This is a genomic window from Bacillus sp. AG4(2022), assembly GCF_031844465.1.
GTDB classification, from domain to species: domain Bacteria; phylum Bacillota; class Bacilli; order Bacillales; family Cytobacillaceae; genus Bacillus_AB; species Bacillus_AB infantis.
This window is the reverse complement of the sequence record NZ_JAUZVH010000002.1, coordinates 395,717-418,802: the sequence shown is the minus strand read 5'-3', so window position 1 is coordinate 418,802 and position 23,086 is coordinate 395,717. Positions and strand designations below refer to the sequence as shown.

The following is a 23,086-nucleotide window of genomic DNA, read 5'->3' as shown; positions in this document are numbered from 1 at the left end:
CTCTAGGTATACCTTATTATTACTCCCTATAAACCAAAATAATTACATTTAATTATTTTATTTAATTATCTATACCTTTATTATATATAAAATGAATCAGAATTCAAGTATTTTTATGTAAATTTAACCATTAAAATTGATGAATTTATCAATTAATTCCTACATTCCCTATATCCCACTATGTAAATTAGCCCATTTTCTTATTAAAATTAACATGAGGTGAATTATAAATGTTTGTATCTCCTATGCTATTGCATAAATCTGATCATCCTTTTGAAGATGATTCATATATAACTGAGCTTAAACTTGATGGGATCAGAATGATTCTGTCCAAGATAAATAACAAAGTTAAAATATACTCCAGACATAACAACGATATTACTTCAAGATTCCCTGAGCTTCTTGACCTACCTGTTCCAGATGGAACTATCCTAGATGGTGAATTAATTGTTACTGATCAAGACGGTAAGCCAGACTTTGAGGCTATGATGGAGAAATTCCAATCCAAAAAATCAATTCATGAAGTATCTTATTCTGTATTTGATGTAATACAATTCAAAAATAAATCTGTTACTCATCTCCCTCTCCTTGAACGGAAGGCATTACTTGAAGAAATAATTCCAAAAGATACTGGTCAGTTCAATAAAGTTAAATGGCTTGAAGGAAATGCAGAGGCATATTTTGAATTGGTTAAGCAGCATGGATTAGAAGGTATAGTGCAGAAGAGGAGCAATTCAACATATCAGGTTAATAAACGATCACATGATTGGCTTAAGGTGATTAATTATCAATATGAGACAGTTTATATTACAGGACTAAGAAAGGCTGAATTCGGGCTTCTGATGCAATTTGAGGACGGAAGGTATGCTGGAGTATTGGAATTCGTTAAGCCTGCAGCAAGAAAGGAATTCTATCAGCAATATAAAACCTATGTAACCGAGGAAAATGAGAAGTATGTTTATTTAGATCCTAAATTGAAGTGCAAGGTAAAGTACAGAAACCTTACCAAAAAGGGATTACTGAGAATACCGTCATTTATGGAATGGGCTAATTAAGCCCGTTCTTTTTATTTACTTATTTATTATTGATTAAAAATAGAAATTATTTGACAAATTAGGTAAATGGAAATACTATTATTCTATAACTATCATTAGGATAGCTAAAAAATAATAGGAGGATTGTATATGTTAAGCGATTTAGCAGAATACAGAGTAACCACATTGTTCCGGTTTATCCAAGAGGGAAAGGACGAAAAGGAAATTAACCAGAAGGTAAGTGATGTAGGAGCAGAGATCAGAAACCTATTTCCTAAAGATGAAGAAGAAATCGTCATCCCCTTACCTTCTGGAAAGAAAGTTATCATCCAATTCGAGAGCATTAATGGTGTCCAAGCTCCTAATGAATAAAAAATTCTAATCTATAAAAGAGTGGCTATTGGGGTAGCTGCTCTTTTTTATGTCTTTAGGTTGGTTGGGTGGTTACTAACCAGTTTAAAAAAAATATACACTAATAGACAAATGTTAAATAAAGTTAATTCTATTAAATTCTAAAAGTTATTAATTAGAGTATATCTATTTTCTAGTGTTAATTCAACTAATTTGTTGACGAACGAAAACATTAGGGTATATTTATCTATCTTTCTAGGCATAGAGAACCCTCAGAAAGTCACTCAATTTTTTTTGAATGTTTCTTACTACTTATATTAATAAAAGTTGTAAACTTTGTCTACAATAAACTCTGTAAATTCTTCTATAGTTTATAGCCAATTGTTGAAATCACAAAAATAACTACTCACAATAGCTATATGAGTAGTTGTTAGGCAATTCTTATTCAACTCTTTTTCAATGCTAGTTGTCTCCAATATAATTTTTCCTTTTCACTAACTTCACTACATTTAGTCCCATATTCAAACATTGCACATTGGATATCATGTAGCAGATCCTTTGGTAATTCACATTCTAATTTAGTTTGTATGAAATATTGTAATCTGTTTATGTATGGCTGAGGAGTTATCAAATTTATCACCTCATTTAGATTATTTTCTATGTATTTCATTATGTACAAAAAGTTTGTGAAATATAACCTCTCAAAAACGTTGATAAATAAAGGTTTTAAACTAATTTCACAATCTATTTTAGATTAAAATCCCTCTTTTATTGTGAATTACATTTTCGAAATGTTCAGTAGTGGGTTATATAAATTGGCGAACCTTCGTCATCTTCATTATCAGGTTCCACACTTTTTATATCTCTGAAAACCATCCCTTTATCAACAAAAACGTCTCTACCTTGACCCTTGTACTTTACCAATTCTTCAAGCAAATCATCTAGTCGCATTATTTTCCTCCTTTAAAATAGTGTCAATAGTTCTCCTATAAATCATGAATTTATTTTGACTGTTCTTTGTTCCAATCAAAACGGACATCTTTATTCAATTTTTTAATCTCCAAGAGAATATGTAATTTACAAAGAACATAACTTACTGGATCTTTCATATACATTCCTTTGTCATTAAATTTGAATACATCAGCATGTATATAGCCTCCAGTATCACTAAAAAGTGAATCTTTAAACTCTCTAATCTCCCATTTATGTTTTGCAAATTCTCTTTTGAAATTTCTATAACTTGCTTTTCCACTTACTTTACAGTGGTCTTTAACCATGAATATATGTACTACCCAAGCAACCAATATTAGTACCAATGGAAGGGCTGCAACATACTTTAATATTTCAATAATATATTCCACTTTCTTATTCCTCCTTAATTTCCAATCAAATAAAGAATTTATATTGACTTATAATCCCTTTTAATTCTCTCCATCATTAACTTTAGCCTCCAATTATCAGCATCAGTCCATTTGCTCTTATCACACTTAGGGCAGTATAGAAGTATCTCGTTAAATTTAACTCCTTCTATGTACATTGATCTGGTGTCTACTTCTTTGAAGTCATGTTGGCATCTGTTAAATAACCATGAAATCATTCATATCTCCCCAATTGATTATTTAGTTTTACAGACAACAAATGCAACTGCCTAATTTTATGATCTTGCTTATCCTTAATTTCCTCGTGCCTTACAATCTTTTTAAACTTCATGCAACTCTCAATGTCTTGGTCAACTAGTTCTAAAAGAGCTTCCAGATCAGTTTTATCAAGTTCATTTAGGTTCATTCATCATCACCCCAGACTTTTAGGTTAAATTCTCCACGTTCAAGGGCTTCCTTCCAATACTTCAACTCTCTATACCTAATCAAAGTATCGTGAGAATTCCCTCCAAAATCACGATCAATCATATGCTGCAATGATTCCATCCTACCTGTCATTTGGCGTAATATTGAATTTTTATCTACTACATTCACCCTATATTCTCCTTTATTTAATTATTTTGTTTAACCTTTAACATCCCAATCTGGATAAACATTTAGATAGTCACTAAACTTATCTCTATGCTTAATCATCATTCTATTCGCAAACTTGTTTGCATCCTTTTCAATTGGAGCTGTGGAATAGCCTTCATCTGTAACCTTATATGTATGTTTCATATTCCAATACTTTGTGTTCTTTGTATGCTGATAACAGTGTCTTAACTCATGTAGTAAAGTATGTAGTACGCATTGCTTTAGGTATCTCTGATCAAATTTATGATTGAATACGTAAAGATGAATCATCTTACTTTCTGAGAAATAACACCCTAGAGACTTTCCTTTTAACACTTTTATAATTTGAGCAAAGTCAGTAAATCTATTTACAATTGACCACCTTAAAAGCTCGAATTTACTGTAGAAAATATATATGTCGCATGTGTCTCTGTAGTCCTGATGGAGAAGGTCTAGGCACTCGTATAGCTCTTTGTTAAAGTTGCTGATCACTTTACCTCACTTCCTTTGTTTTAGCCTTGTTAAGTCAGATATTCCCCATACCTCATAAGTTTCATATTTCCTTTTATTGAACCTGCAGAGCAATTTTAAAGCACCTCTAGCCATTCCTTCAGTTAGATATATTTTGTTGTGCATTGCACAGATCATGTTGCCATCTACTGCTGCTAAAACGTAATATCCAGTCATATCTCACTTCCTTTGAGTACATTATTTACACAAATACAGTGCCAGTTCTTTGCTCCCTACACTCTGTAACTCCCTCTATCTTCAAGATTGTTTCTTGACTTAGATAAGTTTTCATTATGATAAACTTCAACTCCTCAAACTTTGGCTCAAAAGATATAATTCCAGTCTTCTTAATCTCTTTTAGTGCCTCATCGTTTTCATAACTGATAATCCATTCATTCATATTGACTTCCCCCTTTTTCCAGATAAGTTCGTTCTTTGATTTGAATTTATTGTGTTAAAATATACTTGGTGATAAATATGACAATTACTTTTGGTGAATCATTTAAAATTATTCGTACATCAAGTGGCTACAAAAGTGCTCGACAACTAGCAAATAAAGTTGGAGTTTCTAATGCCACCATTTCTCGAATAGAAAACAATTCACAAAAACCAGATCCTGAAACACTTAAGCTTATCTCACAGCATCTTTCAAACACATCCTATGATGAACTTATGAGACTTGCTGGCTATGTAAATACCTCTAATGACACTTCAAAGAACCTAACTCCTAAAGAAAATGAATTGATTAATAAAGCAAGAAGGTTATCTGAAGACCAACTTGACTTAATCCTGAGAATAATGGGTGAGATGCGATAATCTTACCCATTATTTTTTAGCCTAAAATATTCGTCCTTATTGTACCTAACCCTATCCCCAATAAAGTAGAATAAATTGTACAAATTAAGATCCTGCTGCATGAGTTTGTATACTTCTAATGAGTCTAATTGATTTGATTCTATTAATTGAATTGCTTTTGTTGTTGGATTTATACTCATTAATAGCCCTCCTCTTCCCACTCATATAAATCTTCAATATTGCACTTCAAGTATTTAGCTATTGTTTGGGCATGATCTAGCCGCAGTGTACCTCTAAAATTAGCTTTGTCATTAATAAAGGTTACTGAGTATCCTAAGTCTTCTGCCATTTGTCTTTGAGTCTTGTAGTTCTTGTGTAGTAATTGCTTTATTCTGCAGCCCTTAACCTTGAATCTTTTCATTAAAGTCACCTCACTTTAATGATATAAGTCGTTTAATTTTCTAGCAAACTCGTTTTGTTTTCGTCAAAGTGTCGCCAATAAAACCTCTAGCACAATTAATACATGTAATTGTTTTATATTCACTATAAGATCTACTTTTCATATCAACCCTAAATAATGTGCCTCAAGTGCATCTTTTAAGTACTGACCACTTTCTAGTCTTAGTAGCTTAGGGAAAGTTTCTTTTTCAATTTCTAAAATATATTTCTCCCAGTTGTTTTCAATATGTTCAATGAAATCTTTGCTACTACCTCTACTTTTATATCTTTCAATGTATTCTTCTTTAAGATCTATTGACGGATAGACCAATACGTAATTTAAATTGTTTTCTTTTAATGCTTTTCTGACCACATCATGAGAAGAGATTAATATATTATCTACGAACCCTAAATTGTTCTTAATGTGTCTCATATAATTATCAGGAAACTGGGGATTGCGAACTAAGTTGATCCAAGAAAATCTGCTGCTATCAGAATCCAATACTGCCAGCTTTTCATTTGTCTGATATAAATGGCTTTTACCTACTCCGGGAAACCCAGATATCACAAGTGTGTCTTTCATGTTCTCCTCCTTATTTGTCCTATGAAAGGATCATTTCTTCGTAAAATTAATCTCTAATTCTTCAACTTGTTCAGGTGGATTGTCATCTTGATAAATTACCAGCAAGTTTGTGCTTCCAGATAGCACTTCTTTAATAAGTCTTTCTGCTTCTTTTTCACTTCTGAACAAATCGGAATCAATTGGATTATCTACCGACCAGATTCTAACAGTATCTAACCTTAAATGATCAAAATCTTGTCTTAAATAATCCCCGTTCTTCATTCTAACTACATAGCGAGTAACCTTGTTCATTTGATTATACATCTCCTTTCCAATAGAATTTCTGTTTCAATTGAACTTATAAAGCACTACTTCATAATTGTGAAACACTCCATCAATAATTGCGTAAACATCCTCCCAATCACCGCCAGCAAGCCCACAACCAATGCCATAAGGAAGTGCGACAGACAGACCATGTTCTTTAGCAAAGTTTTTAAGATCTCTAAGTGCATCCTCTAAAGCTCCATAATGAGTGTACACAGGCTTTCTTCTGCCATAGCTAAACTGACCAAACAAATTAGCTACCCATTTATTTTCACCACAAGTGACCAGTTGCATCTTGCCTAGCAAAAGTTTGTTTCTGTATTCAGCTACAAATTCTTTATAATTTGTATAGACTTCTGGATACTTACTCCTGATCTGTATAGCAAGACCTGCTCCCATGACTCCCTGACAGTTTACCTGATGACCAATAATGTTCTCTGGTGCATTTAGAATATTTCCTTCAAGCATTCTAATCATATTTGTAGCTCCTTTACCTCTTTTAAATAAACGTACTTCTCAATGTATTCTCTATCCTGAGAAAATATAGGAGTCTCATGATCAACTTCCCACTTACTCCTCAGTGAACCATTCTTATCGTAATATTTCTTCACTACACACACTCCACGCTTCTGCCATATCGGAGTGTCATTCCAATTAACACCTTTTTCAAGCATTAGTTTATCTTGCATTTGCTTGCCATTTAAGCCTTGAAGTTCTTTATGCGAGAAGTTCGCCTGAGCTACCATAGAAATACTGTTCTTAGTTGCATCTTGCTGCCTCCATAAGAAGTAATTACATACTTCATCATGAGGTATTACCCAAGCTCTACTATCAAAGGTTGCAAGTTGTTTATCTGGATATTTCTTTCTCATCACTTCATTAAACTTTGCAGTAGCCATAGATGCAGAAACAGAAACAAGCTTCTGCAGGTTATTATCAAACCATGATTGTGTTGTTAATTTGTCATAGTTAGTCAGTAAAAGGCTAATCTCATCAGATTGATGATATACAACTTTACAGCCCATAATGTTTTCAGCTAAATATGTACATGTTTCCCAGAATGCATTAACCAAATCTTCATCAAAAGGTTTGCTCATTCCTCGTGTATATGTATGAAAGTGTGTTCCGTCAATCCTTAGTATTACTGGCATCCTTTTCGGTAAATTGATCCTGTACGAATTCTCATAAACTTTCATTCTATCCCCGAAGTTTCCCATAATTATCTCCCTTTCACGATAAGTGTATGAATTTATACGACTTCTAAAGCTTTATATGTATCCTCAGTGATGACTTTTACTTGTTCTGAACTTACACCTTTAAAATGCAGTCCTTCCTTCTTCAGAGCCTTAAAAAGCAGCTTAACAAATTCCTCGTGTGTTAGATCAACATTAACTTCTATTTGCCCATTAATATCGAATACACTCACTTTTATTCACCTCCTTTACATTCAATTAACTTGTTTTAAGTTGCTTTTTAATTTCCACAGGTGATTTAGGGGCTGAACCGCACAATTTCAAGCTGTAATTGAAATAGACTGGGTTAGAATAGAACTCACGATATTGTTTTTCCATCTTCTTATATTTTAATGATACAAGTTTACTTGACATTGAGACAGCCTCCTTGACTAAAACAGTTATCTTATATTTCTTATTATATAAGCACTTAGTCTCAATGTAAAGTATTTAATTGTTTTATTTTAAAAATATATAGTTAAATAAGCAGGTGTTAGATTGTTTTCTAATAGTACCTGCCTATGACTATATAATTCACGCATATTGTAGCTCTTCTTCAGTGTAGTTTGTATCTGGCTCTGTGAGGTTAATGAAGGAGTCTGAAGCTAAATCATGATCACATTTACAAAGTGTCTTCCAGCATAAGCAGCATTGTTCTTCTTTAGCTTCGTATTTGAGGGTAACAGGCAGGTAAGCATATTGAAGGCGAGAAAGTGAGTAAACTTCATTTGATTTTTTCATTTTAGTGTTCCTCCCTAATTTTAGTTCCAATTTTGGCTTATCCCAAAGTTGGAATCTTTTCTTTAAACTATTAAAGGGCATCCAGTGGAATTAACCACGGACACCCTTTAAAAGTATGTATTGCTATTTTGTTTTTAAATCCTAGCTTGGTGGTCTAACTCCGCCACCCGGATCAACCATAGGCTTAACTTCAGCCGCTGTATCAACTGCGTTAGGAGCAGAAACTGCACCAGCAACACCTGCTACCAAAGCAACAGCTAGAGTAATTTTTAAAACGATCTTTTTCATGTATTTCACCTCCTTTCAAGCATATATTTTATGCACTTAGGGCTTCTAGAATAAATTTGTTAACCCCTCTAGATTCCAACTCTGTAAGTGGAAGTTGTTTGTAAAACTTTTCTCCACACTGATTAAAGTACTTAATAGATTGATAAAACATATTTGTATCACTAAATAAAATTCCTTGGTAATAATAATTGAATCCTTTTTCTTGATCGCTTAGTGCTTCAATATCAATCTTATTTAAAGTTTCAATTGCTAAATCCTTCAGTCCTTGTTTGGCTTGAAAAAACAATTCGTTGCTTAGAGAACCATCAGACTCATATTCGTCAAATTTGTCCCATAAGATCGACAAGAAGTTGAAACTCCTTTTAATTTGGACTTTCGTACTCTCTGAAGAGCACTCCATCGCTCTCAAAAATAGGTCTCTTGCTTTCTCATAGTTTGTCATCATGTATGAGTTACCTATTTGCAAATAAGCATAAGCTTTAAGTGGATCTAAACAGGCATCCACGAAGAATAATTTCTCTTTAACTCTTGAAATTGTTTCACTATGCAGATCTACGCTTGTTTCAATTAACATTAACCGTGTGTAGTAAGAACTCTTAGTAAAATTATTTTTAATATCTTCAATGTCCACTTGAATATCATTATACAAAGTAGTCATCATATTAATGTTTCTCATATCATAGAAACTATAAAATTGAACGATTTTACCATACACTTTCATTTCTGGACTCACATACTTCCTTTGTGAAAGTTGGTTTATAGCCTCAAACCCACCAATTTCTTCTACAATCAGCTTGTGATCTATATTGTAGACAAAAGCCCAATCCTTACTTTCATCATTATCCGAATCCGCCAACTTGTTAATTAACTCTATCTTCATATCTCTAAGTCCATAAAGTGCTGCATATTCTATCATAAATCTAGCTGTCATTCTGTTAGGGTTAAGGGATTTAGCAAACTCAAACATTAGATCAAATTTATCTTCAGGGAATAACTCATGAACAATGCGAACAAAGCCATCAAACTTCTCAATGTCACCATCGACCTTACGAAGAACTTTCATTAATGCACCGCTGCTTGAGTAACCAGCTAACTTAGCCATTTTTGTTGGCAGCCCTCTTTCAGATTCCAGACGATTGATCAACATTTGTCTTAGCCCTTTTTGTTCTTCCATTTCCCTCACCCTTTTACAGATTTGTAAATTTCTTGTTAATATAAATTTACCATCTTTCTGGGTGTTTGTCTATATGTTTATTAAATTATTTTTTCTTTAGATGCTCATATGCCTAGAATAATACCTAATACTGAAATACAGAGGATTCGTAAGAAATAAGCTGATTATCTACCCAATATCGCAGATTTTGACCAAACTCATTCTTTAACTCATTGACCTTTTTCCTCTTGTCAAACTGATCTGCAAATTCAATAGTCCCAAAAATTATGTATTCTTTCATCGTTCCCTCTCACCTTTCTTATTATATCTATTTATTTTATTTTGGCAACCGGAAAAGAAAACTTTTCCAGATTATTTATTCGTCTTAGTATTATAAGCTTTGTGCAGCCCCTCTAGGTATCCTTGGAAGTATTTAAGATTAGAATGATAACTTATATACTCCTGCAACTTATTAATATCTAATTCGGGTTCTTCTTTCTTAGTTTCCTCAACTATGCCCTCTACATTTCTGATCAAATTATCGAGTTGCTTGAAATAATTATCCATCTCAACTTTCATATGTACAGTTTTCATCTTTTCTTCTGAAGGGTTGAGGCTAAATAAGTCTTCAAAATCGACATGTAAAGCTGTCATAAATCTATTTACTGTCCCGAAGGTAGGATCAATTCTTCCGTCTTCAATTTTTCTTATGAAGTCTGGTGTTACCTTTAACTTAATTGCCAATTGAGTAACTGATATCCCTTTTATTATTCTTGCCTTACTTAACCTTATTCCAATATGCACAATATCATTCCTCAATTACAATCTTAGTGTATGTATCCAATACCTGCCCTGCCAGCAAGCTCCTTAATACATCATTCTTACTGGCAGCCATCATGACTTCATCGTAAATGCAGTGATAACCGTTATATATTTTTACGTAATAAGTATTCATGTTTTTGAGTTACCTCACTTATCTCAAAACAGTATTTACTCAATGATCTATTTCCCTAAGCATTGCTTTCATTTTTCTAACTGCAGCAAAACATTCCTGTTTTTCTTCATCACTGTATTCACCTTGAATTTCCACAATCAGATCAGTATTTAGAGGCTTAGGAAGCTCATCCTCAAATTCAAGTTTTACTTCGATATAGCCAATCATTGCTTCTTTAATATTTCTTATTGCTTCCTTTATCGTTACACCGTCAGAAATACAACCTTGCAACTCTGGAACTTTTGCAATAAAATATTTTCCGTCTTGACCATTCCATTTCTTCAATGTGATTTTATAAGGATAATCCTTCAAATTAGTCATTTTCACACTCTTTCTTTACCTAAAAATTTTCAATATGAAATCACTATTTTAATTACTGTTCAATTTAGCAAGAATTCTTTCGCTTTCCTTTTCAGCAGCCTCTTTAGTTCTAAACGTGCCATAGTACCCTAAGAAGCCTATATCCTTACCAAATAGGGCAACTGCAGATTCTCCAAGTGAGTTTTGTATCTCAGTGGTGAATGGCTTATAAGGCTCAATTACATAATCATCCTGAAAATTACCAAAAGGCATTGAATCAATGGTCACAATATAGTCATAAACAGTATCTGCAATTTCTCTTTCCAAAGAGTCTTTTCTTGATTGGATTTCATCCACATTTGATAATATTTCATCTAAATTATTTGAGACCTTAATTGTATCAGGGTGTTCAAATCCTTTTTCTTTTGCAGTATTCAGTACTTTTTCTCTGACTACATTTACTAAATTAAAGATATCAGTCATCTCTAGCTTTTGTTCAGTCAGTACAGTAGAATACAGACTAATTTTCTCTTCTAGATTCTCGACTTCTTTCACTATGTTACTTCTCCCTAGAAGAAAGTCAGCACTTACATTAAAGAAATCGCACAGGATCACCAATACATCTAGCTTGGGATCTCTTTGGGACTGCTCGATCTTTTGGTAGCCACCAGTACTCATTCCTATTTTTTCAGCAATATCTTTTTGCGAGTATCTCTCTTTTTCACGCAACCACTTAAGCCTCTTAGCTAGAACTTCCATCCCAATCCTCCACTAACCCAAAACGGGCGACTAATAAAACACAATTCGTAGTTGTATTATTTCCAATATGTAGTTATAATGATTCCATAACGTACCAAGTTATGAACCATATTTGTATTTTATTATACCCGGAAGGAAGATTGCAATTAATGGATGAACTAAAAGGTTTGTTACTGCAAGTATTCGGATCTGCTGATTTAATGGACAACTTAGAAACTGCTGTTGGATTAAAGCTTATGATTACTACTCCTGCTGGTGAAACTATATATCGTGAAGTATTTCATGAGGTTATTGATAAGATAGAAGAATAGTAGAATATGTACCTGCTTTAAGTTGCGGCTTAGAGCAGGTAATTTAATCTAAATGCTTTCCTTCAGCAAAGTCCTTTATTTTATCAACTAACCATACAACAGGATAGAGAACGTAAGCTGCAAGTATTAAGATAGCATAGAATAAATAGACATCCCACAATAAGTAAACTGATATTAGAACAACAATAGGGAAGAATACGAATTTCACTAACTTATCCAAAGTTTTCCCCCTTTACCTTCTTAATAAATGCCTCAAGCAGCAATACATCTTCTGGCTCTAAATCCTGAGCTTCAAACATATCAATGACTACTTGCCACTTACTATAACGCTCATTATCCTGCTCAATGCTTTCAAACACATCTATTTCCAATATTGAACCTAACTCAGTCAATCTCTTAAGGCTTATAGGTTTCTTACCACTTTCTAATTTAGACATGAAACTTTTAGTTACTCCAAGTTTATCGGCTAATTCAGTCTGTGATAAGCCTAATTTAATACGCTGATCTTTAATCATTAGTCCGATGTTTTTCATTTCATCATCTCAATTCCGGTAAATCAAATAATTTACTCACTCTTCTTTATGAAAGGTTAAAAAGTTAAACATCCCTTTTTGAAGCCAAAGCTTAGTCATCATCTGTTCCTCAGAGTTTTCCGATTTAACTATTATGTGACCTTTTGTTTCTTTTATGATGTAATATTTTTCGCCAGCCTTGAAAACTCTATTACAAAATTCCTTGTCTTGATCAATAGTGAAATAACCTTTCATGACTGCCTCCTCCATTTAAAACTAAAATTATATTGCATTTTTCAATTATGATACTGCTTATTTTTCAGAATGTCCTCGTCTCTCTTTTAAAAATTCTCTAGCAGTTTTCTTCGGCAACCTACCTTCGCTCATTAACCTTACTTCTTTTAAAGCTTGTTTTATTTGTTCTTTTATCTCTTTCATTTAAATTACGTCCTCATCTTCGTCACTTATTAATCCGATATTTCTCAAATCGTAATCGTCACAGTTTTCTCTTAATTCTTTTTCAGTTATTCCAGATTCCTTTATAATCTGCTCCGAATCACTCCCATATCTAGCAACAAGCCCAGCAGCATATGCGACACCTTGAATGAAGCCAATATCTCTTTCATCTTTTTTCTTTTTCATATTCATCACCTTTCAAATGTACTTATTTTCCTTACTTGATAATTGTAGAATCGCTTTCCAGTTCTTACCAAGTATTATTTTCTTTATTTGGTAAAAGTTTAATTATTAATTTTGGATTATTTTTGTCCGATTGGTCAAAAGTTACTTCGTTGCCTTTAAAAGATAATGACAATTCTTTTCCATCTATTTTCCCTGTTCCATTAAAGCAAATTTCATTCATTTTTAATCACTCCCTATCAAACGATTCTTTTATTTAGTAGTAATTCTATTCCTTGCTTCCTTTAGCAGTTGCGTGAATTCCTGCTTAGTTTCATTGCATAAAAGATTAAAATTACCCAATTCTTCTGCCGATAGTTCTGTATCCCCGTTCTGAAAAGTACTGGAGATTGACTTAATTTTTGTCTGTATCTCGCTGAATTTATTGAAAAACTCTTCATCAGATTTAACAGTAAATTTCATGATCTCTACTCCTTTCTATATAAAATGATTATTTCAATTGTATTTTACCCAATCTTTTCCAAAACCTTCTTTGCAATATTTCCCTGTTTCAAAAGACATAGTGTGTAAAACAATTTGCAAAACAGTTTCCATTTCTCTATGCAGCGTCATATAATGCTCCTCTAGACTATGAATGCTTTGCTCTTCCAAATGACTCCCAGTTAAAATAAAATGGATGTCTTGTATAACATCACTATTCCCATAAGGTCTTTTGGGATCAATTCGAGGTGCTCCTGTTTCAATATCTCTCCAGCCTACATACATATTTTGCAAAAGCTTTAAATGCTCTGATTTTAGTTCGAAAGATTCTCTAAACTCCAACACCTACCCCCAACTCCTTTTAATTGTATGCCATTAGGAATACATCTCTCTTAATTCTTCATTAATTTCATTTAATTTTTGCTCATCCGGTAACGATAAGTGCAATTTAGATAGTAAATCGAATATCTCCACATTTTGTTCTCTTGATGTTAAAGAGTATTGCTGTTCAGTTTTCTCTTTAATAATTTCTAGAATTGCTCGAAGTGAATCTGTTTGAATTGTGTTCATACTATTGAAAAGTGCCATAGCCTTATTTTGAAACTTCACTATTGCCCTCTCATGATCTAATTGAGATTCCAATTCCGTTATCCGTTGTTTCATGTTATCACCTTCATCCTTTCTATATAGATTATTTCTTACCGAATGTCATTGTGATCAATTCGCCTACCTGCTTCTCATCCATTCCTGAGTCCAACATCTGTTGTCTAAGTCTCTCAATTGACTTCTTACTAGCAATGTCTTCATTCTCTTTAAACTCCTCTAAATGAGCATTACAGTAATACTGGCTGCTGTACCTATAACCATCATTCCAGCTTGCAGGTGGTTCACCTATTCTAACCTCCATTGTAGCTGTTAAGTCACACTTCCAACATTTAATGTCTCCGTGATAAACTAAGTAAGTAGTGTCTCCACAGGGTGGCATCTGATCTCTCCCTTTCCAAATAACTACTTAAATTTTACCTTATTCCTTCCAGTTATCCCACAACAATTATTTATATTCTAACTGCAAAGAACAGCTCCCTTATTTATTATATTAGTTTGTTTTATATTAAATGTCAACCAAATTTTGCTATCCATAATACATTTTCTTTTCCCGGTTCCCAATCTGCAGTCAGTGACCTTTTCAATATGTTAGGATCTGCTGCCACTTCAACTTGATAAGGCTGTGATTCCATAGTTAATTTATGCTGCAGCTCATACCTCTCAGGTTCCTTCTTAACAATTAACGCATACATTTAACCACTCCTAAACCATCTTATTAACCCACACATCAAACTTAACTGGCGGAATACCCATAGCACTGCACATTGATTTATAAGCCCTATATTCTTCTCTGAGTTTAATAATTAACATATCTATTAGCTCCTCTTTCTGATATTATATTTTAAGTAAATCAAACTGTAGGTGATTGTATGAATAAAGAATTCAAAGGATATGATACAACAGTCATTCACGACTTTAAGGATTTTCCTGATGTTAAGTCAGGACGCTGTGACAACTGTGATTCCACAAAGTTTAAAAGCCAAATTATAGATAGAATGTTCGTCCGTGAATGTACAGTTTGCGGTATGAAGAAAAGTATTTGATATGTAGCCCTGTATCCACACAGGGTTTTATAATGATTTTAATCCAAACCTATTCTTCAAATGTTTCTTCTTCTCTATATCCTTTTCTAAGTCATTCCTCTGGGCAATCATTAAAGTTAACTCTGTTTGCTTCTGTCTGATCAAGGTGTTGAGTTCGTTTAGCTTTTCTGATTGCTCTTTAAGTTCTTCACTCACACAATCACACCTTATATTTAATTATTTAATTTGTCCGAAACATGAATTCCTTTATCTTTTAATTCTCCAATAAGTTGTACTACTAGGTCTGTAAGCATTGTAACTTGGCACTCCAATTGAAAAATCCTATCTTCATTTGTTTCTTCAGGCATAAAAGGTTTCATTCTAATTCCCTCCTTACAATTTTGTGTCTAAAATTCACCATAAATCTTTCATTTTATCTTGGCTTCTTGTACAAATTTAAAGAAGAAATATCACTGCCTTTAACAATCCCCTGCCCCATTTCTTCTTTATCAGCAACGCTCCATGACCTCTTAAAAGTGATATAATCTCTTTTTATTAACTTATCTACACCTTCTCTAGATAGTTCATCATAACTTTCCTTTGTTATAGAATAGTTGAAAGCATTTCTATGTGAATTAAAATAACCACTAATATAGTATTCAAATCCATTCACTCTGTACCATCCTCCCATGAAATATAATTTTTAACTGAATTCTGATTTACTCCAACAATATCCATCCTTATCTTCAAAATCCCCTCTAAATTTACCTTCATTTAACCCTAGAAATTCTTTCTCTAATTCTTCCCATGTCATCACATATCCATATTCATCTACGACTTCATATTTATCTTTGTTTTTATTATAGAAGGATCTCATTTCTGAAACAGTGTTGTATAGCTCATTGTTTGTCTTAAGTAAAACTTTCCACCCATATGCAAACTGCCCTATATGAATCAGACATTCTTCATCGGATATTTGAGTAGCGTTCTCAATATCCATCTTCTTAAAGACTAAATCTCTTTCAAAATTCTCTTCCAAGATGGAAAATATCTTATTTACATGTTCTTTTATCTGGCTGTTAGCCTTGTTAATTCTGTTGTATCCTTCTTTATCTCTAAAGTAATAATTTGTACTCACGCTTTTCAACTCCCTTTAAAAGATATTTTTCATAGCGATTCCTTTAACACAATTTCTTCTCCATCCAAGCCAATTGTAAACAATCCGTTAATCTGGGTTGATTCTACTCTTAATGTCTTTCCAACGTATTTCAGTAAATTAAGGTACAATTCCTCATTACCTTTTGTATTTCTGATTCCGTATGACCTAGGAAACCTCAATTTCTCAGGTGATGAGGAATATACAAGATCACTCATCTCAAATAGACCAATATTAAGAATAACCTTTCCGTCTTTCTTTTTATTCACTTGAACATCCATCTCTTTACACCCCCTAAGCAAAGATATATTGTAAGATTATTTTTTATTAACCATCTTTTCAATGCATTCCCTTATGTAAGGGGACTTTGAGGGAAACACAATGTCCTTATCTTTCCCTCTTTTTGTGAAGTTTGCTGCGTCCCTGAACAACTTTTCAAAATCAAACTCCTGATTGTCAAAAGACTTCATTCATATCCACAATCGAAATTAGTTCAAGATTCTGGCTATTGAGTTTGTAGAAAGGTAATTTAACTTTCTTATCCATATTAAAGGCATCATATAGGACTGTTTCAAATTCTACTTTCTCGGCATCTAAGCCAGCTTCCCTGATGATTTGAGTTAATTGATCAAACAGCATGAAGGTATCGTCAATTTTTGAAATTGGGTTTGAAAATCTTTTCATGATGTTGCTGTATGAGATACCTGTCTTTTTAAGAAGGGACGAAGTATCATTGTGACTATATTTCTTTTCAATGTCACCGAAGCCATCAATAAAATATTCAATAATGCTTGAGCCTTCAACTTTTACGAAATCTCCAGTCCATAAGTCGCCATTAATTTTAACCACAATCCTAAGATCCCTATCGTAAAGTTTGTTCTTGTTATCTTGGATAATCCTCTTTAGTAGATAATCCATCATCTGAAGCTCTTTCAGTTGAAACATTCAATCACTCCTATTCTAGATATATAGCTATTTTACTACTAATTAGAATATTTATCCATTTTAATCTAACTAACCTCTTCAATATTCACCACTGAATAAGTAATTTCCTCATCATTGCCGATCAACTGACCCACAAGATAACTGTCATCAAACTTCAGTTTTCCTGCTGCTACCGCTTCTTCCTTAGTTTCAAAACTCTCATTAACCCATTCACCTTCAGTATCTGCAAAAGTCCATTCCAGATTCATCTTTGTATCCTCCTGTTTTCTGGATAAATTCAATCTTTTATTCTAATACTTCAATTCTGACCCTTTTGCCAAAATTAGCCCTCAAAATGTCATTTACATTTACTCCGTTCACAACGTACTCCTCACTATAGTAAGAGGGATCATCATATTCTTCTACAACTCCCTCGTGTAATTTTTGGAAGGGTGCATAGTATTCCTTTGTTAAATTTTCAATTAAGTATTCTTTAGTGTATCCACCTTGTGAACCTCTACTATAGTTTTCTCCTATCTGTCTCCCATCCTTAGTAATTACTAAGTCTACTTCTTGCCATTCAACGTAATTCCTTTCTATTGTGTTGGGATCTCCATCCCATCCTATACTTGCTTTTGCTTCTTCAACCTTTACTTTTAATCCAGTGAATGACTCAAATTCTTTTACTGCCTCTTGAACAAGTGATTCAAAGTAGTTTGTACCACCTTTTAGATTAAATTCATGTTCAAGACATTCTCTCTTTGATTCGAAAATTGTACCGTCAGTAGCCTTATAAATTTGTTTCATTTAATTGTCTCCTTTTAATTTAATGAAATGGTTACTTCTTAGTAAAATTTATCTGTTTTTGTTAACTCTCTATCCTTCCATTTTTCAAACCATTCATCTTCATAAAACGGATGCCAGTATCTTTCCATAGGATATTTTGATAACAAGTTTTTTCCATCAAACACAAGTTTGAGATTATCAAAGTAATAAATCCTATTTACCTCCAAGTCCCTATAGTCTTTTAATGTTAATGTGTTTACCATACTTCCCTCTCCTTTTTTAAATGAAATTAGAATTAGATTGTATTATCTTAATCAATGTATGCCTTTAGCAACGATTATTGTTTTATTCTTCTTCGTTGTCTCTGTATCAGATGAGCTATCAAAATTTTGCCAGCAATGATCTGAACAAAACATTAATTCTCCATATTTAGTTAGATATGACTTTAAGTTTAAACCGAAGCTTTTCCCTTTTGCACAATACATACAATAATCACGAGTGCCAACCATTGTTATCCATCCCCTTTTTTATTGAGTATATGCATCATTTCACCCCAACCCACACAAACTAACCATATGAAAAAGTTCATCGTATACTCATTACTGTCCATCAGTTTCTGTCTCTGGGTTGCATTAGTTATAAGCAACTTCCTATTCACCTTATTACCGCAAATCACCAAACTGTTTCACTAACTTATTTCATCTTTAACGAACCAACTAACAAGATCAATCTCAAAGTATTTAGTTACTGCTATTGCTGCTACAATTAACACGAAGAATATTTCCATGAACATTATGTATCCCATGACTGACCTCCTTAATTTAAAAGCTCATTGCCTGTTCCTGTAAGGCGTAAAACTTAGCTTTATCAAATCCATATTGCTTTTCTAACCGCTCAAATAATCGCTGCATCTTAGCCTCATATTGACCGTGAATAACTTCAATTAGATGATCATGAGTAAAGTTAAGGTTCCAGCACTGAAACTTGATATCGTCCATCCATTTGCGTATGAGTAAGGCGTAGGTTTTTAACATAGTTATTCTCCTTTGTTTGATTGTTTTATTTAGTTATTATCCGATTTTGTTACCATATTCCAGTTCTTTTCAAGAATATCGAGTTCATTATCACTAAAGTATTGCCACCAGAAATCTTCTTCTGAATTGTAATTTGCTGTATATACCGTCTCATCTGAGATATCAGGAATGTTTAGTTTAACAACATAGTCAAAAGTAAGATTTGTCATTTTAATCTTATTAATTATTTGATGTATCACACCTGTCGTTCGGGTATATGGATTAATTACAACTTTGTCACCTATATTCCTTTTCATCTGCCGATCCTCCCTATACAATAGTTATTTTACTGTACTTCCATTTCTTCTATAACTAATTGTCTGTTCTTTCTTTTTTCAGAGTCTACATACTCATCTGCCTTTGCTTTTGTTGAAAATAAACCCAATACATCAATCCCACCATCACTAAATAATTCGTATACCATGAACACTTTCAATCTTATCCCCCCTTTAAAATTGTCAATTTATATTAAATTCTATTTATTATTTCTATTTCTATATCTGAGATAATATCATCATAATCATCATTCCCATGATTGAGAATTACACATTGTTTGTAATAAACCAATAAATCCTCAAGTAATAAATTGGCTAAGTCATCTATATGCTTGATTTTAAATTGTTCCATATATTTCTCACCTCTTTTTAAATTGGTTTACCACTTAAAACCTCTTTGATTACAATATCCAGCAATTTCTTTTTTGAAATCCTCACTTTTAGAATAGGTCACACAAGCCATTGCCATATGGTCTAAAATCAGATCCTTGATCATTTCCTTTGTTTCTAGGTCTGCTAGAGCATAATTAGCTATTTTAGTTGCTAATTCATTTAGTCTGTCAAAATCTAATTCCTTCATTCAGTCTCATCACCTTTCCAGTCAATTACTTCTTTTATTCGATCTCTTCAGGGTTAAAGTTAACATTTAATATTCTTGAGATATAAGTGACTGCATCAGTTCTTCTATTATCATATTTATAACTTAGGCATATCAACACTGCCTGATCAAATGTCATTGCCATTTCATGCAACGGCTTATAGTTAATGAATGTTGGATAGAGCCATTCTGCTGCAATGTCTTTTCTTTTAACTTTTGCAATCTGGTAATCATTCATCTCTGTTATTTCCTCGACTGTATAATGCTTACTAAGGTACTCAGTAATTGGTTTAAGTCTCATTTCCCTTTCTTTATTTTTATCTAAAATATTATTGTACTGTACTTCCTGAACAACATTTAGATTTTTAAAATCTCTTCCTTTAGTTTGCTCCATTATGTTTCCTCCTTTTTATTCGTATGAAAGACTTGCTTTATCGTAAATTCCTTACTTCTCTGAAACCTTGTTCTAGATATGATTGATGAGCAATTGTTCCTTTGAGAGCCTTTCTACGCTCTCCTTCATCGTTTACCATTGTTGTACTATCTTCAAAAGGTTCTTCTTTATTATTCTCAATTGCTTTGTTTATTGCAGCTTGCCTGTCTGGTGTAAGTGTCACTTCTTTTCCTGAATTGACTGCAGATCCGAGGAATTGAAGAATTTTGAACTCATCTTTTGTTAACATGTAGTACCTCCTATTCTCCGGTACAAGAGAAGCTTGATTCGAATTTCAGTTTTCTTCCCCTAAAAACTCATACTCATCATTATGACAGTTGTAACAATAATTCTCCTCGACTTCAAAATCTTCCATTTCAACTTTGCAAAAAGGGCATTTATTCATTTTCGCTTCCTCCTCATTCCCTACAAAAGGGAAATCTTATTCTGAAATATGCATTAGTTCCTCAATGAATTCTAAAACCAATCGCTTTTCTGCTTCTAATGTTCTTAACTGGATTTCTTCGTTAATGCTATTTTCATTATCATTTTTGTTGGTAAGTCTATCTATCATTCTGTTGATACGATTAAGCCGATTATTATAATCTGAAATTGCAGCATTAATTTTATCATTCATTTTAATCACTCCTTGAAAGAGGAAATTCCGTTCCCATTTAACTAATTATACCAGCTACCCTACAAATAGTATTCATTCAAATCATAACCGATTTTACTGAGCCACTTTTCAATTTTATCGAAGCTGCTTTCAGATATCAGATCCTCGATTTCCTCCATATCCATTCCACCCGAATTATGATGTTCCTTGAATACATCCAGCACATATTCTTTGTAAGTCATCGGCTCACTCCTTTTATTGTTTCCTTGTTTTTCCTTACCCTTATTTTAATACAAAACAAACTAATAATCAATAGTTAATTTTGTTTTAAAATAAAAAAAAACGAGCCGATAATATCAGCTCTTCAGTCTTGGAAATCAAACATATCTTCATAATTGAATTCCTTCATTTCTTGCTCATTCGTTTTGTCCCAACCAAGTATAAAAGTTCCCTCAATCACTTCTAAAAGAGTCCAACCAGCATTAAGATGTTTGTTTGCCAATTCAGGATGTTGTGTCTTTGTTACTTTAATCATATTGTGATAATTAATTTGTGACATAGAGTAAACTCCTTTTTTTGAGTTAATTATAGCATAGAGGTTATGTTCCCATGAAACTTAGTGTTTATCTTGAAATTGAATCATTGTAGTTTAACTTAGGTTAGTATTGTATTAGTTTTGACATTGGTAAAAAGTGCAGTTATAATTAATCTAAGTTCCACCAAGAACTTTTAAACCTTAGAAATGGTTGATTCAACGAATCATTTCACTTTTCCAAGGTTTGCCTCAGTTCGGATACTGAGAAGGAAGACAGGGGAATTTAATTCTTCTGTCTTTTCTTAATTTCTCTAAAAATAATTTAAATTTCATACTTTTCACAAGTGCTAATTTCCCAATATTCATAATTAGCAACATGACCATAGTGATCAATAATCCAAGTTTCTAAAACTTGCTCACAGTCTGGATTGTTTGGTCTATTTACATCTTCCTTTACAGTTACTACTATAGAATCATGCTCTTCAAATACCACGAAATATTGTCTATTCAATTTATTTCCTCCTCAATTCTTGTTTTTAAGCTCAAATTCAATTTCTAACGCAAACAATATTTTCATTAAAGTGTCTAATCTAGGTATCGCATCCATTGTCATCATTCTGGATATTGCAGGCTGCTTAATCCCACTTATTTCAGCCAATTCTTTTTGCGTAATATTCTTCTCTGTCATTTTAATCCGTATTTGCACGATACAGTTACTATAGAAATTGTAAAAATACTTCTCAAACTCACTCATATTTGTGTTTTTCCATTCTGACCAATTCACATATATCATCCCTTTATAACTTATTGATGATATTTTATTACATATTAGTTATATTTACAAATCATTAAGATAAATAGAAATGTTATTCTCACCATTAATACATTTTTGTGCAAATGGTTGTAGTATAGTTTTATAAAAAAGAGAACTATCTCTAGTCCTCCTGATCTTCGACTAAAACAATACTCATTCCTAAAGCATTAGCAAGTTTACCTAACGTTTCAAGTGTCGGTACGTCTATTCCATTCTCAATCCTTGATATAGTCTTCTGGGCGACTCCTGACAACCTAGACAGTTCTCTTTGTGAGATACCCTTTCTATCCTTAGCTGCCATTAACCCTCCCACAATCTCAAGTGTAAAGAATAATGAGGGATCTTCTTTTCTTTGTTCATTTCTAATATCGTCAAAGTTATTCATTTAAACACTTCCTTATATAAGCATGTCTATTTTATTATACAAGAAATCATTTTAATTAATCATCTAAATTCTTAAGCATATCACCATATTCAATATCCAGATCAGCCAGTAGCTCGTTAAATTCCTTGTCATTCTCAATTTCTTTTGCTGCCTTTTCAAACTTTTCTAAATCCTCTTTGCTGGCAAAAGTAAGTGTCTTTTTATACTCATTCCATTTCATTAAATTCACCTCCTACAAATTAGTCATTAAGCCAATTCAACCTATTCACAAAGCTTTTATTAAAAGGTTCAATTGTGTCAAAATCTAATCCATAAAGTTCACATTTGGCAACTGCTTCAGCGTGAGAATCATTTCTGTCTATTCCTTCAGATTCAATTATTACGTCATAGTCCATATCTAATCCATAAACAATCCATTTGAATTTTTCCAACAACTATTCTCCTTTCAA

62 protein-coding genes are annotated in these 23,086 nt (G+C 32.8%); 5 read left to right on the top strand and 57 right to left on the bottom strand.

Annotated elements, in window-relative coordinates; all coding sequences use genetic code 11:
* Positions 1 to 230: 230 nt before the first annotated feature.
* Positions 231 to 1,055 (top strand): ATP-dependent DNA ligase, encoded by an 825-nt coding sequence (locus Q9R36_RS07855; protein ID WP_311224837.1) that lies wholly within the window; start codon positions 231 to 233, stop codon positions 1,053 to 1,055.
* Between the two features lie 129 nt (positions 1,056 to 1,184).
* Entirely contained in the window at positions 1,185 to 1,406 is a 222-nt protein-coding gene (locus Q9R36_RS07850) for a hypothetical protein (protein WP_311224836.1), read from the top strand.
* 774 nt (positions 1,407 to 2,180) lie between these two features.
* Here Q9R36_RS07850 and Q9R36_RS07845 read toward each other — a convergent pair.
* The 8 genes from Q9R36_RS07845 to Q9R36_RS07815 all read right to left on the bottom strand — a co-directional run bounded on the left by Q9R36_RS07845 (position 2,181) and on the right by Q9R36_RS07815 (position 4,286).
* Positions 2,181 to 2,336, bottom strand: a complete 156-nt coding sequence (locus Q9R36_RS07845; RefSeq protein WP_311224835.1) for a hypothetical protein — start codon at positions 2,334 to 2,336, stop codon at positions 2,181 to 2,183.
* A 50-nt stretch (positions 2,337 to 2,386) separates the two neighbouring features.
* Positions 2,387 to 2,746: a hypothetical protein gene (locus tag Q9R36_RS07840; protein ID WP_311224834.1), complete on the bottom strand. Its 360-nt coding sequence runs from the start codon at positions 2,744 to 2,746 to the stop codon at positions 2,387 to 2,389.
* A gap of 38 nt (positions 2,747 to 2,784) precedes the next feature.
* Entirely contained in the window at positions 2,785 to 2,982 is a 198-nt protein-coding gene (locus Q9R36_RS07835) for a hypothetical protein (RefSeq protein WP_311224833.1), read from the bottom strand.
* A complete protein-coding gene (locus tag Q9R36_RS07830; protein ID WP_311224832.1) occupies positions 2,979 to 3,170 on the bottom strand; it encodes a hypothetical protein in 192 nt (63 codons plus the stop codon). Before Q9R36_RS07830 ends, Q9R36_RS07835 begins: the two co-directional genes overlap by 4 nt.
* Positions 3,167 to 3,358, bottom strand: coding sequence for a hypothetical protein (locus Q9R36_RS07825; protein WP_311224831.1), 192 nt, complete (start codon positions 3,356 to 3,358; stop codon positions 3,167 to 3,169). Before Q9R36_RS07825 ends, Q9R36_RS07830 begins: the two co-directional genes overlap by 4 nt.
* Before the next feature lie 30 nt (positions 3,359 to 3,388).
* Positions 3,389 to 3,712 carry a DUF3920 family protein gene (locus tag Q9R36_RS26120; RefSeq protein ID WP_396137109.1) on the bottom strand — a complete coding sequence of 108 codons (324 nt, stop codon included), beginning with the start codon at positions 3,710 to 3,712 and terminating at the stop codon, positions 3,389 to 3,391.
* A 162-nt stretch (positions 3,713 to 3,874) separates the two neighbouring features.
* Positions 3,875 to 4,063 (bottom strand): hypothetical protein, encoded by a 189-nt coding sequence (locus tag Q9R36_RS07820; protein ID WP_311224830.1) that lies wholly within the window; start codon positions 4,061 to 4,063, stop codon positions 3,875 to 3,877.
* A gap of 25 nt (positions 4,064 to 4,088) precedes the next feature.
* On the bottom strand, positions 4,089 to 4,286 hold the full coding sequence (locus tag Q9R36_RS07815) for a hypothetical protein (RefSeq protein ID WP_311224829.1): 198 nt from the start codon (positions 4,284 to 4,286) through the stop codon (positions 4,089 to 4,091).
* 77 nt (positions 4,287 to 4,363) lie between these two features.
* On the opposite strand from Q9R36_RS07815, the gene Q9R36_RS07810 reads away from it, so the two are divergent.
* Entirely contained in the window at positions 4,364 to 4,702 is a 339-nt protein-coding gene (locus tag Q9R36_RS07810; RefSeq protein ID WP_129612450.1) for a helix-turn-helix domain-containing protein, read from the top strand.
* 2 nt (positions 4,703 to 4,704) lie between these two features.
* On the opposite strand, the gene Q9R36_RS07805 is transcribed toward Q9R36_RS07810, so the two are convergent.
* The 14 genes from Q9R36_RS07805 to Q9R36_RS07740 form a co-directional block, all read right to left on the bottom strand.
* On the bottom strand, positions 4,705 to 4,881 hold the full coding sequence (locus Q9R36_RS07805) for a hypothetical protein (protein ID WP_311224828.1): 177 nt from the start codon (positions 4,879 to 4,881) through the stop codon (positions 4,705 to 4,707).
* Complete coding sequence (locus tag Q9R36_RS07800) at positions 4,881 to 5,102, bottom strand: helix-turn-helix transcriptional regulator (protein ID WP_311224827.1); 222 nt, start codon at positions 5,100 to 5,102, stop codon at positions 4,881 to 4,883. Before Q9R36_RS07800 ends, Q9R36_RS07805 begins: the two co-directional genes overlap by 1 nt.
* A gap of 138 nt (positions 5,103 to 5,240) precedes the next feature.
* The gene (locus Q9R36_RS07795; RefSeq protein WP_311224826.1) at positions 5,241 to 5,702 is read right to left on the bottom strand and encodes a hypothetical protein; all 462 of its coding nucleotides are present in this window, start codon (positions 5,700 to 5,702) and stop codon (positions 5,241 to 5,243) included.
* Positions 5,703 to 5,732: 30 nt separating this feature from the next.
* Positions 5,733 to 5,993 (bottom strand): hypothetical protein, encoded by a 261-nt coding sequence (locus Q9R36_RS07790; RefSeq protein WP_311224825.1) that lies wholly within the window; start codon positions 5,991 to 5,993, stop codon positions 5,733 to 5,735.
* 36 nt (positions 5,994 to 6,029) lie between these two features.
* Positions 6,030 to 6,482 (bottom strand): macro domain-containing protein, encoded by a 453-nt coding sequence (locus Q9R36_RS07785; protein ID WP_311224824.1) that lies wholly within the window; start codon positions 6,480 to 6,482, stop codon positions 6,030 to 6,032.
* Complete coding sequence (locus Q9R36_RS07780; RefSeq protein WP_396137105.1) at positions 6,479 to 7,222, bottom strand: tRNA(His) guanylyltransferase Thg1 family protein; 744 nt, start codon at positions 7,220 to 7,222, stop codon at positions 6,479 to 6,481. Before Q9R36_RS07780 ends, Q9R36_RS07785 begins: the two co-directional genes overlap by 4 nt.
* A gap of 32 nt (positions 7,223 to 7,254) precedes the next feature.
* Positions 7,255 to 7,431, bottom strand: a complete 177-nt coding sequence (locus tag Q9R36_RS07775) for a hypothetical protein (protein ID WP_253617694.1) — start codon at positions 7,429 to 7,431, stop codon at positions 7,255 to 7,257.
* A gap of 340 nt (positions 7,432 to 7,771) precedes the next feature.
* Complete coding sequence (locus Q9R36_RS07770) at positions 7,772 to 7,978, bottom strand: hypothetical protein (RefSeq protein WP_311224823.1); 207 nt, start codon at positions 7,976 to 7,978, stop codon at positions 7,772 to 7,774.
* A gap of 141 nt (positions 7,979 to 8,119) precedes the next feature.
* Entirely contained in the window at positions 8,120 to 8,266 is a 147-nt protein-coding gene (locus Q9R36_RS07765) for a hypothetical protein (RefSeq protein ID WP_311224822.1), read from the bottom strand.
* 28 nt (positions 8,267 to 8,294) lie between these two features.
* Positions 8,295 to 9,440 (bottom strand): AimR family lysis-lysogeny pheromone receptor, encoded by a 1,146-nt coding sequence (locus Q9R36_RS07760; RefSeq protein WP_311224821.1) that lies wholly within the window; start codon positions 9,438 to 9,440, stop codon positions 8,295 to 8,297.
* A 351-nt stretch (positions 9,441 to 9,791) separates the two neighbouring features.
* Complete coding sequence (locus Q9R36_RS07755; protein ID WP_311224820.1) at positions 9,792 to 10,223, bottom strand: helix-turn-helix domain-containing protein; 432 nt, start codon at positions 10,221 to 10,223, stop codon at positions 9,792 to 9,794.
* A gap of 4 nt (positions 10,224 to 10,227) precedes the next feature.
* Complete coding sequence (locus tag Q9R36_RS07750; protein ID WP_311224819.1) at positions 10,228 to 10,374, bottom strand: hypothetical protein; 147 nt, start codon at positions 10,372 to 10,374, stop codon at positions 10,228 to 10,230.
* A gap of 39 nt (positions 10,375 to 10,413) precedes the next feature.
* A complete protein-coding gene (locus tag Q9R36_RS07745; protein WP_311224818.1) occupies positions 10,414 to 10,734 on the bottom strand; it encodes a type II toxin-antitoxin system HicB family antitoxin in 321 nt (106 codons plus the stop codon).
* 48 nt (positions 10,735 to 10,782) lie between these two features.
* Positions 10,783 to 11,472 carry a helix-turn-helix domain-containing protein gene (locus Q9R36_RS07740; RefSeq protein ID WP_311224817.1) on the bottom strand — a complete coding sequence of 230 codons (690 nt, stop codon included), beginning with the start codon at positions 11,470 to 11,472 and terminating at the stop codon, positions 10,783 to 10,785.
* Between the two features lie 149 nt (positions 11,473 to 11,621).
* Between Q9R36_RS07740 and Q9R36_RS07735 the strand changes: the two genes are divergently transcribed.
* The gene (locus tag Q9R36_RS07735; RefSeq protein WP_311224816.1) at positions 11,622 to 11,783 is read left to right on the top strand and encodes a hypothetical protein; all 162 of its coding nucleotides are present in this window, start codon (positions 11,622 to 11,624) and stop codon (positions 11,781 to 11,783) included.
* Between the two features lie 43 nt (positions 11,784 to 11,826).
* Here the strand turns inward: Q9R36_RS07735 and Q9R36_RS07730 are convergent, their stop codons facing one another.
* From Q9R36_RS07730 to Q9R36_RS07680, 11 genes are all read right to left on the bottom strand, one after another.
* Positions 11,827 to 12,003 (bottom strand): hypothetical protein, encoded by a 177-nt coding sequence (locus tag Q9R36_RS07730; protein WP_311224815.1) that lies wholly within the window; start codon positions 12,001 to 12,003, stop codon positions 11,827 to 11,829.
* On the bottom strand, positions 11,996 to 12,316 hold the full coding sequence (locus Q9R36_RS07725) for a helix-turn-helix domain-containing protein (RefSeq protein ID WP_311224814.1): 321 nt from the start codon (positions 12,314 to 12,316) through the stop codon (positions 11,996 to 11,998). Before Q9R36_RS07725 ends, Q9R36_RS07730 begins: the two co-directional genes overlap by 8 nt.
* Positions 12,317 to 12,352: 36 nt before the next feature.
* Complete coding sequence (locus tag Q9R36_RS07720; protein ID WP_311224813.1) at positions 12,353 to 12,550, bottom strand: hypothetical protein; 198 nt, start codon at positions 12,548 to 12,550, stop codon at positions 12,353 to 12,355.
* A 57-nt stretch (positions 12,551 to 12,607) separates the two neighbouring features.
* Positions 12,608 to 12,733 (bottom strand): hypothetical protein, encoded by a 126-nt coding sequence (locus Q9R36_RS07715; protein WP_311224812.1) that lies wholly within the window; start codon positions 12,731 to 12,733, stop codon positions 12,608 to 12,610.
* Positions 12,734 to 12,937 carry a hypothetical protein gene (locus Q9R36_RS07710; RefSeq protein ID WP_311224811.1) on the bottom strand — a complete coding sequence of 68 codons (204 nt, stop codon included), beginning with the start codon at positions 12,935 to 12,937 and terminating at the stop codon, positions 12,734 to 12,736. It abuts the gene before it with no gap.
* 64 nt (positions 12,938 to 13,001) lie between these two features.
* Positions 13,002 to 13,157, bottom strand: a complete 156-nt coding sequence (locus tag Q9R36_RS07705) for a hypothetical protein (protein ID WP_311224810.1) — start codon at positions 13,155 to 13,157, stop codon at positions 13,002 to 13,004.
* 29 nt (positions 13,158 to 13,186) lie between these two features.
* Positions 13,187 to 13,396 carry a hypothetical protein gene (locus tag Q9R36_RS07700; RefSeq protein ID WP_311224809.1) on the bottom strand — a complete coding sequence of 70 codons (210 nt, stop codon included), beginning with the start codon at positions 13,394 to 13,396 and terminating at the stop codon, positions 13,187 to 13,189.
* 33 nt (positions 13,397 to 13,429) lie between these two features.
* Positions 13,430 to 13,756: a hypothetical protein gene (locus tag Q9R36_RS07695; RefSeq protein ID WP_311224808.1), complete on the bottom strand. Its 327-nt coding sequence runs from the start codon at positions 13,754 to 13,756 to the stop codon at positions 13,430 to 13,432.
* Positions 13,757 to 13,789: 33 nt separating this feature from the next.
* Positions 13,790 to 14,077: a hypothetical protein gene (locus Q9R36_RS07690; protein WP_311224807.1), complete on the bottom strand. Its 288-nt coding sequence runs from the start codon at positions 14,075 to 14,077 to the stop codon at positions 13,790 to 13,792.
* Between the two features lie 28 nt (positions 14,078 to 14,105).
* A complete protein-coding gene (locus Q9R36_RS07685) occupies positions 14,106 to 14,399 on the bottom strand; it encodes a hypothetical protein (protein ID WP_311224806.1) in 294 nt (97 codons plus the stop codon).
* Positions 14,400 to 14,532: 133 nt separating this feature from the next.
* On the bottom strand, positions 14,533 to 14,712 hold the full coding sequence (locus tag Q9R36_RS07680) for a hypothetical protein (protein ID WP_101549977.1): 180 nt from the start codon (positions 14,710 to 14,712) through the stop codon (positions 14,533 to 14,535).
* A gap of 177 nt (positions 14,713 to 14,889) precedes the next feature.
* Here Q9R36_RS07680 and Q9R36_RS07675 point away from each other — a divergent pair, with 177 nt between their 5' ends.
* The gene (locus tag Q9R36_RS07675; protein ID WP_311224805.1) at positions 14,890 to 15,063 is read left to right on the top strand and encodes a DUF8096 family protein; all 174 of its coding nucleotides are present in this window, start codon (positions 14,890 to 14,892) and stop codon (positions 15,061 to 15,063) included.
* Positions 15,064 to 15,090: 27 nt separating this feature from the next.
* Here Q9R36_RS07675 and Q9R36_RS07670 read toward each other — a convergent pair whose 3' ends face one another.
* From Q9R36_RS07670 to Q9R36_RS07555, 24 genes are all read right to left on the bottom strand, one after another.
* Positions 15,091 to 15,258 carry a hypothetical protein gene (locus tag Q9R36_RS07670; RefSeq protein WP_180827331.1) on the bottom strand — a complete coding sequence of 56 codons (168 nt, stop codon included), beginning with the start codon at positions 15,256 to 15,258 and terminating at the stop codon, positions 15,091 to 15,093.
* A 17-nt stretch (positions 15,259 to 15,275) separates the two neighbouring features.
* Complete coding sequence (locus Q9R36_RS07665; RefSeq protein WP_311224804.1) at positions 15,276 to 15,422, bottom strand: hypothetical protein; 147 nt, start codon at positions 15,420 to 15,422, stop codon at positions 15,276 to 15,278.
* Between the two features lie 53 nt (positions 15,423 to 15,475).
* Positions 15,476 to 15,715 (bottom strand): hypothetical protein, encoded by a 240-nt coding sequence (locus Q9R36_RS07660; protein WP_311224803.1) that lies wholly within the window; start codon positions 15,713 to 15,715, stop codon positions 15,476 to 15,478.
* Positions 15,716 to 15,745: 30 nt separating this feature from the next.
* Positions 15,746 to 16,180, bottom strand: coding sequence for a hypothetical protein (locus tag Q9R36_RS07655; RefSeq protein ID WP_311224802.1), 435 nt, complete (start codon positions 16,178 to 16,180; stop codon positions 15,746 to 15,748).
* A gap of 29 nt (positions 16,181 to 16,209) precedes the next feature.
* Complete coding sequence (locus Q9R36_RS07650; protein WP_311224801.1) at positions 16,210 to 16,479, bottom strand: hypothetical protein; 270 nt, start codon at positions 16,477 to 16,479, stop codon at positions 16,210 to 16,212.
* Between the two features lie 175 nt (positions 16,480 to 16,654).
* Positions 16,655 to 17,143 (bottom strand): hypothetical protein, encoded by a 489-nt coding sequence (locus tag Q9R36_RS07645; RefSeq protein WP_311224800.1) that lies wholly within the window; start codon positions 17,141 to 17,143, stop codon positions 16,655 to 16,657.
* A 65-nt stretch (positions 17,144 to 17,208) separates the two neighbouring features.
* Positions 17,209 to 17,391 carry a hypothetical protein gene (locus tag Q9R36_RS07640; RefSeq protein WP_311224799.1) on the bottom strand — a complete coding sequence of 61 codons (183 nt, stop codon included), beginning with the start codon at positions 17,389 to 17,391 and terminating at the stop codon, positions 17,209 to 17,211.
* A 37-nt stretch (positions 17,392 to 17,428) separates the two neighbouring features.
* Positions 17,429 to 17,929, bottom strand: a complete 501-nt coding sequence (locus Q9R36_RS07635; protein ID WP_311224798.1) for a hypothetical protein — start codon at positions 17,927 to 17,929, stop codon at positions 17,429 to 17,431.
* Between the two features lie 38 nt (positions 17,930 to 17,967).
* Positions 17,968 to 18,171 (bottom strand): hypothetical protein, encoded by a 204-nt coding sequence (locus Q9R36_RS07630; protein ID WP_311224797.1) that lies wholly within the window; start codon positions 18,169 to 18,171, stop codon positions 17,968 to 17,970.
* 558 nt (positions 18,172 to 18,729) lie between these two features.
* Positions 18,730 to 18,942 (bottom strand): hypothetical protein, encoded by a 213-nt coding sequence (locus Q9R36_RS07625; RefSeq protein ID WP_311224796.1) that lies wholly within the window; start codon positions 18,940 to 18,942, stop codon positions 18,730 to 18,732.
* Positions 18,943 to 18,971: 29 nt separating this feature from the next.
* Positions 18,972 to 19,238 carry a hypothetical protein gene (locus tag Q9R36_RS07620; RefSeq protein ID WP_311224795.1) on the bottom strand — a complete coding sequence of 89 codons (267 nt, stop codon included), beginning with the start codon at positions 19,236 to 19,238 and terminating at the stop codon, positions 18,972 to 18,974.
* 29 nt (positions 19,239 to 19,267) lie between these two features.
* Positions 19,268 to 19,411, bottom strand: a complete 144-nt coding sequence (locus tag Q9R36_RS07615) for a hypothetical protein (protein WP_483861644.1) — start codon at positions 19,409 to 19,411, stop codon at positions 19,268 to 19,270.
* Between the two features lie 38 nt (positions 19,412 to 19,449).
* Entirely contained in the window at positions 19,450 to 19,608 is a 159-nt protein-coding gene (locus Q9R36_RS07610) for a hypothetical protein (protein ID WP_253617733.1), read from the bottom strand.
* A 27-nt stretch (positions 19,609 to 19,635) separates the two neighbouring features.
* The gene (locus Q9R36_RS07605) at positions 19,636 to 19,836 is read right to left on the bottom strand and encodes a hypothetical protein (protein ID WP_311224793.1); all 201 of its coding nucleotides are present in this window, start codon (positions 19,834 to 19,836) and stop codon (positions 19,636 to 19,638) included.
* 34 nt (positions 19,837 to 19,870) lie between these two features.
* Positions 19,871 to 20,248, bottom strand: coding sequence for a hypothetical protein (locus Q9R36_RS07600; protein WP_101549998.1), 378 nt, complete (start codon positions 20,246 to 20,248; stop codon positions 19,871 to 19,873).
* A 37-nt stretch (positions 20,249 to 20,285) separates the two neighbouring features.
* Positions 20,286 to 20,537 carry a hypothetical protein gene (locus Q9R36_RS07595; protein WP_311224792.1) on the bottom strand — a complete coding sequence of 84 codons (252 nt, stop codon included), beginning with the start codon at positions 20,535 to 20,537 and terminating at the stop codon, positions 20,286 to 20,288.
* A 192-nt stretch (positions 20,538 to 20,729) separates the two neighbouring features.
* Entirely contained in the window at positions 20,730 to 20,924 is a 195-nt protein-coding gene (locus tag Q9R36_RS07590) for a hypothetical protein (RefSeq protein ID WP_311224791.1), read from the bottom strand.
* Between the two features lie 59 nt (positions 20,925 to 20,983).
* Positions 20,984 to 21,145, bottom strand: a complete 162-nt coding sequence (locus Q9R36_RS07585) for a hypothetical protein (RefSeq protein ID WP_180827336.1) — start codon at positions 21,143 to 21,145, stop codon at positions 20,984 to 20,986.
* 122 nt (positions 21,146 to 21,267) lie between these two features.
* The gene (locus Q9R36_RS07580; RefSeq protein WP_311224790.1) at positions 21,268 to 21,462 is read right to left on the bottom strand and encodes a hypothetical protein; all 195 of its coding nucleotides are present in this window, start codon (positions 21,460 to 21,462) and stop codon (positions 21,268 to 21,270) included.
* Between the two features lie 298 nt (positions 21,463 to 21,760).
* On the bottom strand, positions 21,761 to 21,949 hold the full coding sequence (locus Q9R36_RS07575) for a hypothetical protein (protein WP_311224789.1): 189 nt from the start codon (positions 21,947 to 21,949) through the stop codon (positions 21,761 to 21,763).
* Positions 21,950 to 21,961: 12 nt separating this feature from the next.
* A complete protein-coding gene (locus Q9R36_RS07570) occupies positions 21,962 to 22,222 on the bottom strand; it encodes a helix-turn-helix domain-containing protein (RefSeq protein WP_311224788.1) in 261 nt (86 codons plus the stop codon).
* A gap of 151 nt (positions 22,223 to 22,373) precedes the next feature.
* Positions 22,374 to 22,637, bottom strand: a complete 264-nt coding sequence (locus tag Q9R36_RS07565) for a helix-turn-helix domain-containing protein (RefSeq protein WP_311224787.1) — start codon at positions 22,635 to 22,637, stop codon at positions 22,374 to 22,376.
* A gap of 55 nt (positions 22,638 to 22,692) precedes the next feature.
* Positions 22,693 to 22,857 (bottom strand): hypothetical protein, encoded by a 165-nt coding sequence (locus Q9R36_RS07560; RefSeq protein WP_311224786.1) that lies wholly within the window; start codon positions 22,855 to 22,857, stop codon positions 22,693 to 22,695.
* 19 nt (positions 22,858 to 22,876) lie between these two features.
* Complete coding sequence (locus Q9R36_RS07555) at positions 22,877 to 23,068, bottom strand: hypothetical protein (RefSeq protein ID WP_311224785.1); 192 nt, start codon at positions 23,066 to 23,068, stop codon at positions 22,877 to 22,879.
* Positions 23,069 to 23,086 lie beyond the last annotated feature (18 nt).